The 13,235-nt window shown below is 50.6% G+C and carries 12 protein-coding genes; 9 read left to right on the top strand and 3 right to left on the bottom strand.

From position 1 onward, the window contains the following. The first annotated feature begins 199 nt into the window (after positions 1 to 199). Complete coding sequence (locus CWC46_RS04070) at positions 200 to 2,755, top strand: class I adenylate cyclase (protein WP_021013475.1); 2,556 nt, start codon at positions 200 to 202, stop codon at positions 2,753 to 2,755. Between the two features lie 105 nt (positions 2,756 to 2,860). Here the strand turns inward: CWC46_RS04070 and cyaY are convergent, their stop codons facing one another. Then, entirely contained in the window at positions 2,861 to 3,181 is a 321-nt protein-coding gene (gene cyaY, locus CWC46_RS04075; protein ID WP_021013474.1) for an iron donor protein CyaY, read from the bottom strand. A 77-nt stretch (positions 3,182 to 3,258) separates the two neighbouring features. Here cyaY and lptM point away from each other — a divergent pair, with 77 nt between their 5' ends. The 8 genes from lptM (at position 3,259) to CWC46_RS04115 (ending at position 11,714) form a co-directional block, all read left to right on the top strand. Further along, on the top strand, positions 3,259 to 3,435 hold the full coding sequence (gene lptM, locus CWC46_RS04080) for an LPS translocon maturation chaperone LptM (RefSeq protein WP_021013473.1): 177 nt from the start codon (positions 3,259 to 3,261) through the stop codon (positions 3,433 to 3,435). Between the two features lie 89 nt (positions 3,436 to 3,524). Next, a complete protein-coding gene (gene dapF, locus CWC46_RS04085) occupies positions 3,525 to 4,349 on the top strand; it encodes a diaminopimelate epimerase (RefSeq protein WP_021013472.1) in 825 nt (274 codons plus the stop codon). Then, positions 4,346 to 5,050: a DUF484 domain-containing protein gene (locus tag CWC46_RS04090; protein ID WP_021013471.1), complete on the top strand. Its 705-nt coding sequence runs from the start codon at positions 4,346 to 4,348 to the stop codon at positions 5,048 to 5,050. Before dapF ends, CWC46_RS04090 begins: the two co-directional genes overlap by 4 nt. Beyond that, positions 5,047 to 5,958 carry a tyrosine recombinase XerC gene (gene xerC, locus CWC46_RS04095; protein WP_021013470.1) on the top strand — a complete coding sequence of 304 codons (912 nt, stop codon included), beginning with the start codon at positions 5,047 to 5,049 and terminating at the stop codon, positions 5,956 to 5,958. The genes CWC46_RS04090 and xerC overlap by 4 nt, the downstream gene beginning before the upstream one ends. Beyond that, positions 5,958 to 6,674, top strand: a complete 717-nt coding sequence (yigB, locus tag CWC46_RS04100) for a 5-amino-6-(5-phospho-D-ribitylamino)uracil phosphatase YigB (RefSeq protein ID WP_021013469.1) — start codon at positions 5,958 to 5,960, stop codon at positions 6,672 to 6,674. Before xerC ends, yigB begins: the two co-directional genes overlap by 1 nt. Before the next feature lie 84 nt (positions 6,675 to 6,758). Continuing rightward, a complete protein-coding gene (gene uvrD, locus CWC46_RS04105; protein ID WP_021013468.1) occupies positions 6,759 to 8,921 on the top strand; it encodes a DNA helicase II in 2,163 nt (720 codons plus the stop codon). Between the two features lie 568 nt (positions 8,922 to 9,489). Next, the gene (gene corA, locus CWC46_RS04110; protein ID WP_021013467.1) at positions 9,490 to 10,440 is read left to right on the top strand and encodes a magnesium/cobalt transporter CorA; all 951 of its coding nucleotides are present in this window, start codon (positions 9,490 to 9,492) and stop codon (positions 10,438 to 10,440) included. A 215-nt stretch (positions 10,441 to 10,655) separates the two neighbouring features. Beyond that, a complete protein-coding gene (locus tag CWC46_RS04115) occupies positions 10,656 to 11,714 on the top strand; it encodes an AbrB family transcriptional regulator (RefSeq protein ID WP_037380322.1) in 1,059 nt (352 codons plus the stop codon). Here CWC46_RS04115 and rarD read toward each other — a convergent pair. Together rarD and CWC46_RS04125 are read right to left on the bottom strand one after the other, a co-directional pair. Further along, on the bottom strand, positions 11,685 to 12,593 hold the full coding sequence (gene rarD, locus CWC46_RS04120; protein WP_021013465.1) for an EamA family transporter RarD: 909 nt from the start codon (positions 12,591 to 12,593) through the stop codon (positions 11,685 to 11,687). The two genes, CWC46_RS04115 and rarD, sit on opposite strands and share 30 nt — an antisense overlap. A gap of 122 nt (positions 12,594 to 12,715) precedes the next feature. Then, the gene (locus tag CWC46_RS04125; RefSeq protein ID WP_021013464.1) at positions 12,716 to 13,186 is read right to left on the bottom strand and encodes a thioesterase family protein; all 471 of its coding nucleotides are present in this window, start codon (positions 13,184 to 13,186) and stop codon (positions 12,716 to 12,718) included. Between the last annotated feature and the right edge of the window lie 49 nt (positions 13,187 to 13,235).

Below are 13,235 nucleotides of genomic sequence, written 5' to 3' on the forward strand. Positions count from 1 at the left end.
AAAGGAGAGAATGTAGTCACAGGCGAAGCAGCAATAAGCGCGTCTAACTTTCTTTACTTTCTTTACGCCCTTTCAGCAAGGTGTTAGATTGATCACGTTTCCAGCAATAATCTGTCAGACATTCTTCCAATACACCTTCAGTGGCAGAAGCGGAATAACGGTATTTTTTGTAGGCACTGGGATAAGCAGGCGAAACGTCTTGTACTTCTACATCGAGACACTGAAGCAGAGACTGGATGCGATTAACCAACTACGTGTTGATCGTGCTCTTGGAGCGATGAAACCCGTTTTTCAGCAGGTTTACAGTCTTCTGCCAGTTTTATTACATCATCATCATCCTCTGATGCCGGGTTATCTTGAAGGTAAGGTTCCGCACGGTATCTGCATGTTCACGCCTGATGAAAAACAACAACACTATCTCGACAGTGTAGAACTGAAATGGGGCGAGTTGTCTTGTCCTGATACTCGGGGCGAGTTGCCTATTACCGGCGTTTATTCCATGGGCAGTACCTCCTCTATTGGCCAAAGCTGTCGTTCGGATCTGGACATTTGGGTATGCCATCAGTCCTGGCTCGACAATGAAGAACGTCAACACTTACAGCAAAAATGTTCACTGCTTGAAAAATGGGCCGCTGCCCAGGGTGTGGATGTCAGCTTTTTTGTGATGGATGAAAACCGTTTCCGCCACAATGAAAGCGGCAATCTCGGTGGTGAAGATTGCGGTTCGACCCAGCATATTCTGTTGTTGGATGAGTTTTACCGTACTGCTGTACGCATGGCTGGCAAACGTATCCTGTGGAATATGGTGCCGGTGGACGAGGAAGCCAATTATGATGAATTCGTGCTCTCCCTTTATGCGCAAGGCGCACTGACACCCAACGAATGGCTGGATTTGGGGGGACTGAGTACGTTATCTGCCGAAGAGTATTTCGGCGCCAGCCTGTGGCAACTGTATAAAAGCATCGATTCGCCTTACAAGGCGGTGCTGAAAACCCTGTTACTGGAAGCGTATTCCTGGGAATACCCTAATACCCGGTTGTTATCCTCCGAGATTAAAACTCGTCTGCACAACGGTGAAATTGTCTCTTTCGGGCTTGACCCTTATTGCATGATGCTGGAGCGCGTCACCCAGTATCTGATAGCTATTGATGACCCGGCCCGCCTGGATCTGGTTCGCCGCTGTTTCTATCTCAAAGTGTGTGAAAAACTCTCCATTGAACGCGCCTGCACGGCATGGCGTCGCCAAATCCTGTTGCAATTGGTGCAGGCGTGGGGATGGGGCGAAGAACGCATTCTGATGCTGGACAACCGCGCCAACTGGAAAATCGAACGGGTGCGTGAAGCCCATAATGAACTGCTTGATGCGATGATGCAGAGTTATCGTAATTTGATCCGCTTTGCCCGTCGCAATAACCTGAGTGTGAGTGCCAGCCCGCAGGATATTGGCGTATTAACCCGTAAACTGTATGCCGCTTTTGAGGCATTACCGGGTAAAGTGACATTGGTTAATCCACAAATCTCGCCGGATCTGTCAGAAGTTAATCTGACCTTCATTTTTGTGCCGCCAGGACGTGCCAATCGTTCTGGTTGGTATCTGTACAATCAGGCTCCTTCCATGGATGCTATCGTCAGCCATCAGCCGTTGGAATATAACCGTTACCTGAATAAACTGGTGGCCTGGGCTTACTTTAATGGTCTGCTGACGCCAGCAACGCGCCTGCATATCAAGGGTAGTGAGCTGTGCGGGATTGACAGATTGCAAGAGCTGGTTGCCGATGTCTCCAGCCATTTCCCACTGCGTGTACCCGCACCGACACCTAAAGCGCTATATAGTCCATGTGAAATCCGGCATTTGGCGATTATCGTTAATCTGGAACATGATCCGACGGCGGCGTTCCGTAATCAGGTGGTTCATTTTGATTTCCGCCAGTTGGATGTTTTCAGCTTTGGCCAGCAGCAGCAGTGTCTGGTGGGGAGTATCGACTTGTTGTATCGCAACTCCTGGAACGAAGTGCGTACCTTGCATTTCAGCGGTGAGCAATCAGTATTGGATTCACTGAAAACCATTCTCGGCAAGATGCATCAGGATGCGGCGCTGCCGGAATCGCTGGAAGTGTTCTGTTACAGTCAACATCTGCGTGGACTGATTCGGACCCGGGTACAACAATTGGTTTCCGAGTGTATTGAGCTGCGTTTGTCCAGCACCCGTCATGAACCGGGTCGCTTCAAGGCGTTGAAGGTTGCCGGACAAACCTGGGGGCTGTTCTTCGAACGTTTAAGTGTCTCGGTGCAGAAACTGGAGAACGCCGTGGAATTCTACGGCGCCATTTCCAATAATAAATTGCAGGGATTGCCAATCCAGGTAGAAACCAACCATGTCCATCTGCCACCAGTGGTTGATGGCGTCGCCAGTGAAGGTATTATCCAGTTTTTTTTCGAAGATCAGTTAGATAATCAAGGGTTTAATATCTATATTCTCGATGAATCCAATCGGGTGGAAGTCTACCACCACTGTGAAGGCAGTAAGGAAGAACTGGTGCGCGATGTCAGCCGTTTCTACTCATCGTCGCACGATCGTTTCACCTATGGTTCCAGTTTTATCAATTTTAACCTGCCTCAGTTCTATCAAATTGTTCAATTGGATAACCGTACACAAGTCATTCCGTTTCGTAGCAGTGCATTGACACATCTATGTGTGACACCTTCGTCGGAAGATAACGCGTTGATCATGAATCAGCGATTACAAATGCTCTGAGCTTTTTGTCTGTTATTCAGCCCGAAAAAGGTATCACGATGGATAGTGCGTAGCGGAAAACGCTGACCTTTACCCGTGCTCGGACATATATGCATCAGCGCACGATCAGTTGAAACGAATGGTTTCACCAGCCTGAGTCGAGCAGGCGCTGCTCAGCAGTGACAAAAATTCATCACCATTGCGATTACAAATCCATTTTTGATCGAGATAATCAAAATGGTAGCCGCCGCCTTTGGTGGCCAGCCAGATTTGATGCAGTGGTTCCTGCCGGTTGATCACAATTTTGCTGCCGTTTTCAAAACTCAGTGTCATCACCCCGCCGTTAGTTTCATAATCGATATCGGCATCGCCATCAAATTGGTCCAGTGTTTCCTCCAATTGACGCATCAGTGTGTCGGCTAATTGATGAAACTCGCTATCGTTCATATTCGATTCCTATTGATTTTCATGATCCACCTGCGATTATAGAGAGCATACATCGATGAGTGACAGGTTTTAACGTTATGATAAATCTATTTCGCCATGTGTGCCTGGCATTAACTGTACTGGCACTGGCTGGTTGTGGCCTGAAGGGGCCGCTTTATTTTCCGCCGGAGAAATCGAAAGCTCCTGCGCCTGCGAAGACCACGCAGCAGCAACATATAACAAAAACACCGCAACAATCACCTGTCCAGCAATAATGGTGATATTGCGATTGGTCTACCATCATTTTATAACAGGTCACGATAGTGTGTTTACCGCGTCCGGTTAAGTCAGCGGAGTCAGGATAATGCAGTTCGCCAAAATGCACGGTTTGGGCAATGACTTTATGGTTGTTGATGCCGTTACGCAGAATGTCTATTTTTCACCTGAGTTGATTCGACGTTTGTCGGATCGGCATTGTGGTGTTGGCTTTGATCAACTGCTGGTGGTTGAGCCACCTTACGATCCTGAACTGGATTTTCATTACCGTATTTTCAATGCAGATGGTAGTGAAGTGACTCAGTGTGGTAATGGTGCCCGTTGTTTTGCCCGATTTGTGCGTCTTAAGGGATTAACCAACAAACGAGATATCAGTGTCAGCACCCAGACTGGGCGTATGATTCTGAGCGTTACGGATGATGAACTGGTGCGAGTCAATATGGGTGAACCCAATTTTGAGCCGCAGCAGGTCCCTTTCCGCGCAGTTAAAGCGGAAAAAACGTATATTATGCGAGCAGAAGAACATACCGTACTGTGTGGTGTAGTTTCGATGGGGAATCCCCATTGTGTGATACAGGTGGATGATGTGGATACTGCGAAGGTCGATGTGTTGGGACCGCTGCTGGAGAGCCATGAGCGTTTTCCGGAACGTGCCAACATTGGGTTTATGCAGGTTGTGGATGACCACACTATCCGATTGCGTGTCTATGAACGCGGGGTGGGAGAAACTCAAGCTTGCGGTAGTGGAGCCTGTGGGGCTGTTGCGGTAGGTATTCAGCAAGGGCTGCTGGCCGACAATGTTAAGGTTAAATTGACTGGCGGTGAGCTTGATATTAACTGGGCAGGTCCAGGTAAGCCGTTATTTATGACCGGGCCAGCTACGCACGTTTACGATGGGTCCATTCATTTATGAAAAGCGTTGAGGAGCAGGTGGAACACCGGATTTCACTCACTGACGAGATGGTTCTGCAGTTTTTGCACCAAAATCCTGACTTTTTTATCCGTAATTCACGTCAGATCGAACAGATGAGAATTCCTCATCCGGTGCGGGGCAGCGTGTCGCTGGTTGAGTGGCAGTTGGCACGCCAGCGTAACCATATAGATAAACTGGAAGAAGAAATCACCCTTCTGATGGAGCAGGCTACTTCGAATGAGGCGTTGTTTAACCAGTTGCTTCAAGTAAATATGGAACTGTCCGCGGCGGACAGTCTACAGGACTTTCTGGAGCGTTTACGTCGCTGGGCGCGAACGCTGGGTTTGCTGGGAGCATCGGTACGGCTGTTCAGTGATAAATGGCACGTTGGTGCTCCTTCTGATTTTACTCATCTGGCGCTTAATCGCACATTGTTCGAGTCACTGCGTATTCAACGCTTTGGCAACGGGAGTCATTATTTAGGTACGTTGAACGGACCAGAACTGCTGCTTCTGTTGCCTGAAGCCAAACAGGTTGGTTCGGTTGCCTTGTCATTAATGGGCCCTAATGGTGATTTGGGCCTGCTGCTTTTCAGTAGTCGTGACAGTCATCATTATCAGAAAGGGATGGGAACCGTGCTGTTACAGCATCTGTCATCAACGCTCCCCGTGCTGCTGCAACGCTGGGTTGAACGTTTATGAATCAAGCCGTATCGCCGTTACTGATACAAACAAATGCTTTTTTGCGTTACCTCAAGGTTGAACGGCAATTGAGTCCGTTGACGCAGAGTAGTTATGCGCATCAGTTACAGGTGATAACGGAGATATTGTCTGCTGTTGGGATAACGGCATGGCAGAACCTCGATGCCGCAGGCGTACGCTCGGTGGTGACGCGCAGTAAACGTGACGGATTACAGTCTTCCAGTCTGGCATTACGCCTTTCCGCGCTGCGCAGTTTTCTTGACTGGCTGGTGAGCCGGGGGGAGCTGGGCGCAAACCCGGCCAAAGGGGTTTCCACCCCAAGGGCCGGGCGCCACCTTCCCAAAAATATGGATGTAGACGAAGTGAACCGTCTGCTGGACATTAACCTGAATGATCCACTGGCTGTGCGTGATAGGACAATGCTGGAAGTGATGTATGGCGCCGGGTTGCGTCTGGCCGAATTGGTCGGCATGGATTGCCAGCACGTGGAGCTGGACAGCGGCGAAGTCTGGGTGATGGGTAAGGGTAGTAAAGAGCGTAGATTGCCCATTGGCGCGACGGCCGTCACCTGGCTGCGCCGCTGGCTGGAACTGCGTGAGATTTATGATCCACAGGATGATGCGGTGTTTGTTTCCAGCCTCGGGAAACGCATTTCCATGCGTAATGTACAGAAACGTTTTGCGGAGTGGGGGGTGAAGCAGGGAGTCAACAGCCACGTTAATCCACATAAACTGCGCCACTCTTTTGCCACCCATATGCTGGAGTCCAGCGGTGACCTGCGTGCGGTGCAGGAGCTATTGGGGCATGCCAACCTCTCTACCACCCAGATTTATACCCACCTGGATTTCCAGCATTTGGCATCAGTGTATGATGCCGCGCACCCACGCGCCAAACGAGGAAAGGGTTGATGCATTTCTACCGCCCGCTGACTGCAATTTCAGCCATCACCTTTGATCTGGATGACACACTGTATGATAACCATGATGTGATACGACGTACCGAGCAGGAATCCATCCGTTTCCTGCAAGGACACTATCCCGTGTTGAAGTATATGCAGGCTGTTGATTTTCAGCGTTTACGCGCAGAGCTTCGCGCCCAGGAGCCGGAAATTTACCACGATGTCACTCTATGGCGCTGGCGTGCGGTGCAGTTGGCGCTCATCCGTCACGGCGTCAGTGAAGCGGAAGCCTCGGCAGGTGCGAATGTCGCGATGGAGAACTTTGCTTATTGGCGTAGTCGTATTACCGTTCCGCAGTCAACCCATGACACACTTGGCGCACTGGCCGAACACTGTCCATTAGTTGCCATTACCAACGGTAACGCCGATCCGTATGCCTGCGGGCTGGGTGATTACTTTCAGTTTATTTTGCGAGCCGGCCCGAACGGTCGTGCAAAACCTTTCAGCGACATGTACCACCTGGCAGCGGAAAAACTGAACCTCCCTGTAAAACAACTGCTGCATGTCGGCGATGATCTGACGACTGACGTAGCGGGCGCTGTGCGCTGTGGGATGCAAGCTTGTTGGGTTAACTTGCGTGAAGGAAATCTGATGCACATTGATGACACCCGGTTATTGCCACATATTGAAATTTCCCGGTTGGAATCGCTGACAGCATTGCTATAATTCTTTTTATTATGCTGTATGAATAACCAGTAAAATGTGTATCCTTTGTGATTATACGTTTTTCCGCCAATGGATAACGGTGTTATGGACGTCTCTGACCTGCTTGATAGTTTGAATGATAAACAACGCGATGCGGTAGCTGCTCCGCGCCATAATGTGCTGGTGCTGGCTGGCGCGGGCAGTGGTAAAACACGAGTCCTGGTACACCGTATCGCCTGGCTCCTGACGGTAGAAAACAGCTCACCATACTCCATTCTGGCCGTCACCTTTACCAACAAAGCGGCGGCCGAGATGCGCCACCGTATTGATCAGCTTATCGGCACCAGTCAAGGTGGGATGTGGATCGGCACTTTTCATGGTTTGGCGCATCGCTTGTTACGGGCTCATCATCTGGATGCCAATTTGCCGCAGGACTTTCAGATCCTCGATAGTGAAGATCAACTGCGTTTGCTCAAGCGTTTGATCAAAGCGCTGAACCTGGATGAGAAACAGTGGCCGCCACGGCAGGCCATGTGGTACATCAACGGGAAAAAGGATGAGGGGCTGCGTCCTCAGCACATCGAAAGCTATGGCAACCCGGTAGAGCAAACCTGGCAGCGAATTTATCAGGCTTATCAGGAAGCGTGCGATCGCGCCGGTCTGGTAGATTTCGCCGAACTGTTGTTACGGGCCCACGAACTATGGCTGAACAAGCCACATATTTTGCAGCATTATCGCGAGCGCTTTCACAATATTCTGGTGGATGAGTTTCAGGATACCAATAGTATTCAGTACGCTTGGATCCGTCTGCTGGCGGGCGATAGCGCCAATGTGATGATTGTTGGTGATGATGATCAGTCCATTTATGGCTGGCGAGGCGCTCAGGTCGAAAACATCCAGCATTTCCTGCGCGACTTTCCCAATGTTGAAACTATTCGTCTGGAGCAGAATTACCGCTCTACCAGCAACATCCTCAATGCAGCGAACGCGTTAATCGCCCATAACGGTGATCGTCTGGGGAAAAACTTGTGGACTGACGGTGTCGAGGGGGAACTGATCTCCCTCTATTGCGCGTTTAACGAACTAGATGAAGCCCGGTTTGTGGTTAATCGCATCAAAGTGTGGCAGGAAGCCGGCGGTTCGTTAACCGAGAACGCCATTCTTTACCGCAGTAATGCCCAGTCACGTGTACTGGAAGAGGCGTTGATTCAACAGAATCTGCCTTACCGTATTTATGGTGGTATGCGCTTTTTTGAACGACAGGAAATCAAGGACGCGTTGTCTTATCTGCGTTTGATTGCCAACCGTAATGATGACTCCGCCTTTGAGCGTGTAGTGAATACGCCGACGCGTGGTATTGGCGACCGTACGCTGGATGTGGTGCGTCATACGGCGCGTGACCGTCAGATCACAATGTGGCAGGCTAGTCGTGTTCTGTTGCAAGAGAAAGCCTTGGCGGGCCGCGCGGCTTCTGCATTACAGCGTTTTCTGGAGTTGGTGGATGCGCTGGCCTATGAAACAGCCGAATTACCATTGCATGTTCAGACAGACCGGGCCATCAAGGATTCCGGATTGTGGAATATGTATGAGCAGGAAAAAGGTGAGAAGGGTCAGGCGCGGGTAGAAAACCTGGAAGAGCTGGTGACAGCAACGCGCCAATTCAGCTATCAGGAAGAAGATCAGGATTTGATGCCGTTACAGGCATTTCTTTCACATGCGGCACTGGAAGCGGGTGATGGACAAGCTGATGCGCACCAGGATGCGGTGCAGCTTATGACGTTGCATTCTGCCAAAGGTCTGGAGTTTCCGCAGGTATTCATTGTTGGCATGGAAGAGGGTATGTTCCCCAGCCAGATGTCGCTGGATGAAGGTGGACGTCTTGAGGAAGAACGACGCCTGGCATATGTCGGTGTGACTCGAGCCATGCAGAAGTTGACCCTCACTTATGCGGAAACCCGGCGTTTATACGGGAAAGAAGTGTATCACCGCCCATCGCGTTTTGTTGGTGAACTGCCAGCGGAGTGTGTGGAGGAGGTGCGGTTACGAGCCAGTGTGTCGCGCCCGGTCAACCATCAGCGACTGGGAACCCCGGTCAGTCAGAGTGACAGCGGCTTCACATTGGGGCAGCGTGTGCGTCATGCCAAATTCGGTGAAGGGACTATCGTCAATCTGGAAGGAAGCGGCGAACATTGCCGGATTCAGGTGGCGTTTCCAGGGCAAGGCATCAAATGGCTGGTCGCCGCTTATGCTCGTTTGGACGCGATATAACAGGCCTGTACCCGACATGGAATAGTGTCAGTCAGTTCGGGTAGTGAGAGAGCGGGTAACGGTGGAAGTAAGATCTTCCCGGGGTTTTATCTCTCTCCCTCCGGGCCTGAGTATGGCCAGCAATGGACATTGTGTAACAACGGTTTTCCCCAGCATTTACTGATCCGCCCAGATGATTTGGTTCGCGTCTTTCAGCCGTGTGAAATGGTTGCCAACGGTGTTCATGACCGGAGGTGGAGCACCGGCCAAGATATTGTTGCGTTAATAACCTTTCTGCGTGTTGACAGCCTTTTTCATCTCGGCGTAACATGCGCCCATCATTATTTCCGGAGGACCCACGCCTTGGACACACCCAGTCGATGCTGGCTCAATAACCTACTGATTAGGTACAACCACTAAGGCTATCCTCCGCTGTATGCTGATAGCCTTAGTGGTTGTCAGCGATATCATCTGTGTCGCGTCGAGTCAGAACCGTCGAACGGTCTGAAACCTGATGGTGACCTTTCACCCCTGTTTCTGTGTTTCAATCGCGTTTTGTCCATCTCTGTTACGTTTAGGGAGCTGGCCTATGCTGAGCGCATTTAAACTGGAAAACTGCCGTTTATCTCGTCTGGAACTGGATGACACCGACGATCTCACCTTATCACTCTGGGTTGATTTGGTTGAGCCTGAGGATGACGAGCGAGAACAAGTACAAAACCAATTGGGGCAAAGTCTGGCAACCCGGCCAGAACTGGAAGACATCGAGGCATCGGCCCGTTTTTTTGAAGATGAAGATGGCTTGCATATTCACTCCTTCTTCTTCTATGAAGATGCTGACGATCATGCGGGAAACTCTACGGTCGCTTTTACTATTCGTGATGGTCGTTTATTCACGCTGCGTGAGCGCGAGTTGCCTGCGTTTCGTCTCTATCGTATGCGAGCCCGCAGTCAGATATTGGTCGATGGGAATGCTTATGAACTGCTGCTTGATCTGTTTGAAACCAAAATTGAACAGTTGGCGGACGAAATTGAGAACATCTACAGCGATCTGGAAGCATTAAGCCGGGTCATCATGGATGGCCACCAGGGCGACGAGTATGATGATGCGCTTTCTACACTGGCGGAATTGGAAGATATCGGTTGGAAAGTTCGCCTATGTCTGATGGATACTCAACGGGCGCTGAACTTTCTGGTGCGCAAGGCCCGGTTACCTAGTGGTCAGTTGGAACAGGCACGTGAAATCTTGAGGGACATCGAATCACTTTTGCCGCATAACGAATCCCTGTTCCAGAAGGTGAACTTCCTGATGCAGGCGGCGATGGGTTTCATCAATATTGAGCAGAACCGTATTATTAAAATTTTCTCCGTGGTGTCTGTGGTCTTCTTGCCACCGACGTTAGTGGCATCCAGCTATGGGATGAACTTTAAATTTATGCCGGAACTGGAGTGGTCATTTGGTTATCCGGGAGCGCTGGCATTGATGTTACTGGCGGGTTTGGCCCCCTACCTCTATTTTAAACGTCGCAACTGGCTGTGACCGTGGCGTATACCTTCAGCAGCGTGCGTCATACCTGACTCGTCTGCTTGACTACGGGAATGGCATTTCTGTCGAGATACTTCATTCCCGTGCCTACCCTGGCGATTTCATTTTTTATCCGTTTTGTACTGCGTTTAAGCTGGATTTTCATGTCCTGGAACAGGCTATCCGTTTAGAATGAAATCACTGTCTTATTTTTGTCATGGGTAATGTGCATGGAGAAAACCCCCGTGCTACTGCAATGGGGCATACTGCTATCGGTATCGCTGATTCTGGGATTCGGTTTACAAATTTATCATGTGCCGGCAGCGTTGTTGCTGGGACCGATGCTGGTGGGCGTCGTGATGGGATTAAATGGCTCCACCATTCGTATTCCCCGCCCTTTTTTTTACGCCAGTAACGCCGTACTTGGGTGTCTGGTGGCGCAAAGTCTCTCTTTGTCCATTCTGCGTCCATTATTGAATGAGTGGCCGCTGGTACTGTTTACTCTATTGGCGACATTGGTTATCAGCGGCTTGTCCGGATGGTGTCTGATGCGTTACAGCGAACTGCCCGGTACGACGGGAACCTGGGGCGCGTCACCGGGCGGTGCTTCCGCCATGGTTGCCATGGCCGGTGAATTCGGGGCAGATGTACGTCTGGTGGCGTTTATGCAGTATTTGCGCGTACTGATGGTGACGGCGTCGGCGGCATTTGTCGCCCGTTTTAGCCTGGGGGATAGTTCGGCAGGTAACCATGCCATGACGCTCTGGTTCCCGGCCCTTGACTGGCGTTTCCCTGCCACACTGTGTATGGCCTTCAGTTGCGCCTGGGTCGCCCGCCGGCTGCGGATCCCTTCTGGTCAGTTGTTGGGCCCGATGATTGTCGGTTCAATATTGCATTCGACCGGTACGCTGACATTGCAGACACCCGAGTGGCTGTTGGCATTAGCGTATTCGTTTATTGGCTGGAGTGTCGGCCTCTGTTTTACCCGCCCAATCTTCCGGCTGGCATTACGCACTCTGCCGCAAATGATGATCTCGATAGTGATGTTAATGCTGCTGTGTGGGGGGATGGCGTTTATGCTGACTCGTCTATTACCAGTGGATATGCTGACAGCTTATCTGGCAACCAGTCCCGGTGGGCTGGATTCCATCGCGATTATTGCCGCGGGAAGCCGGGTGGATATGGCTTTCGTGATCGCCATGCAGACGCTGCGTCTGTTTTCCACCCTGATTTTCAGTCCGATAATGTCGCGTTATATCTCACGCCACGCGGTCCCGCACGCGACGTAACTTACGCTGGGTATAGAGTGCGTCGAGGATGAAAATGGCCAATGCTGTCCAGATAAAGGCGAAGGTGAGCAACTTGTCGCGAGTCATGGTTTCACCGTAAACCATGACGGCAAGAAGCAGTGTCATGGTCGGGCCGATATATTGGAAAAAACCTAGTGTAGACAGACGCAGACGCATCGCCGCTGCGGTGAAAAATAACAAGGGAACGGTGGTGATGATCCCGGCGAGGGCTAACAACAAATTCAGTGATAGTGGATTCTGCATCAGGTGGCTGCTCGGTGAGTCCGCGATCATAAACAGGTAAATGAAGGCGGCGGGCAATAGCCACAGCGTTTCAATCAACATCCCCGTTTGTCCATCAATACCGATCTTCTTACGCAGCAGACCATAAAACCCAAAACTGAAAGCCAGAGCCAGGGCAATTACTGGCAATGATCCGAATTGCCAGAGTTGCACCAGTATTCCACACACCGCCAGTGCGACTGCCAGCCATTGCATGGGGCGGAAACGTTCCCGCAAAAACAGCATCCCCAGCATGATATTCACCAATGGATTGATGAAATAACCCAGACTGGCTTCCAGCATATGATTGTGATTGACCGACCAGATATAAACCAGCCAGTTACTCCCTACCAGCATGGCAGTGACCGCCAGTAACAACAGTTGCCTGGGTTTTTGGCAGGCATACCGCACCTGACGCCATTTAAGGCTGATACTCAGCAGGATGATCATAAAGAAAAACGACCAGATGATACGGTGCGCTAGTATCTCCGTTGCCGGAACCTGTATAAGTAATTTGAAGTAGACTGGAGCAATGCCCCAGATGAGATAGGCGCCAAGCGCGAAGAGGATCCCCTGACGGGTTTGTTGTACTTCCATGAATGATGGCTCGGTATAAAAGCGAGTAAACCGTGATTTTACGCAAAAAACGGTCTTTTTCCATCGCAACATACCCAGCGGTATCTTATCCGTTGCCATCGCATGTAACGGCGGGAACGCTACTAGCCAACAATATACGTCGCAGTGGCGCTAGCGATATGTAACTGTTGCTCATTGTGGAGTTCAGAGCGTGCAACCGCAATTTTATTGCCTCCACGCAGTAAGTGACTGGTAATGATGAAGCGCTCACCACGACCAGGACGCAGATAATCCACACGCATGTCAATCGTGCCCATGCGCGACAAGCGGTGATGAAATTCCGCTTCATTGATGGCTTCATGGCGCAACAGGGTATTCCCCACGCATACCAGCCCGGCCGCAACATCCAGCCCGGCAGCAATCACGCCGCCATGCAAGATTTGCTGCAAAACGTTGCCTATCATTTTGTCCTGACGGGCGAAAGTGAGTGTGGCGTGATCCTGGGCAAACTCAAGCAACTCTAGTCCCAGTGCCTGATTGAAAGGCATTTGATAAATAAAGATATCACTGACACGCTGGCGAACAATATCCTGACTTAACAACACATCTGGCATGATGTTTTTCCTGTGGTTTTGTTGGCATGAGTAAATAATAGGTTGAGGT

The organism is Prodigiosinella confusarubida, from assembly GCF_002847015.1.
Taxonomy (GTDB): domain Bacteria; phylum Pseudomonadota; class Gammaproteobacteria; order Enterobacterales; family Enterobacteriaceae; genus Prodigiosinella; species Prodigiosinella aquatilis.

Excerpts from the sequence above, each read along its gene's own strand:
- cyaY (WP_021013474.1), bottom strand. The coding sequence starts at position 3,181 with ATGAACGATAGCGAGTTTCATCAATTAGCCGACACACTGATGCGTCAA.
- lptM (WP_021013473.1), top strand. The coding sequence starts at position 3,259 with ATGATAAATCTATTTCGCCATGTGTGCCTGGCATTAACTGTACTGGCA.
- dapF (WP_021013472.1), top strand. The coding sequence starts at position 3,525 with ATGCAGTTCGCCAAAATGCACGGTTTGGGCAATGACTTTATGGTTGTT.
- CWC46_RS04090 (WP_021013471.1), top strand. The coding sequence starts at position 4,346 with ATGAAAAGCGTTGAGGAGCAGGTGGAACACCGGATTTCACTCACTGAC.
- xerC (WP_021013470.1), top strand. The coding sequence starts at position 5,047 with ATGAATCAAGCCGTATCGCCGTTACTGATACAAACAAATGCTTTTTTG.
- yigB (WP_021013469.1), top strand. The coding sequence starts at position 5,958 with ATGCATTTCTACCGCCCGCTGACTGCAATTTCAGCCATCACCTTTGAT.
- uvrD (WP_021013468.1), top strand. The coding sequence starts at position 6,759 with ATGGACGTCTCTGACCTGCTTGATAGTTTGAATGATAAACAACGCGAT.
- corA (WP_021013467.1), top strand. The coding sequence starts at position 9,490 with ATGCTGAGCGCATTTAAACTGGAAAACTGCCGTTTATCTCGTCTGGAA.
- CWC46_RS04115 (WP_037380322.1), top strand. The coding sequence starts at position 10,656 with ATGGAGAAAACCCCCGTGCTACTGCAATGGGGCATACTGCTATCGGTA.
- rarD (WP_021013465.1), bottom strand. The coding sequence starts at position 12,593 with ATGGAAGTACAACAAACCCGTCAGGGGATCCTCTTCGCGCTTGGCGCC.
- CWC46_RS04125 (WP_021013464.1), bottom strand. The coding sequence starts at position 13,186 with ATGCCAGATGTGTTGTTAAGTCAGGATATTGTTCGCCAGCGTGTCAGT.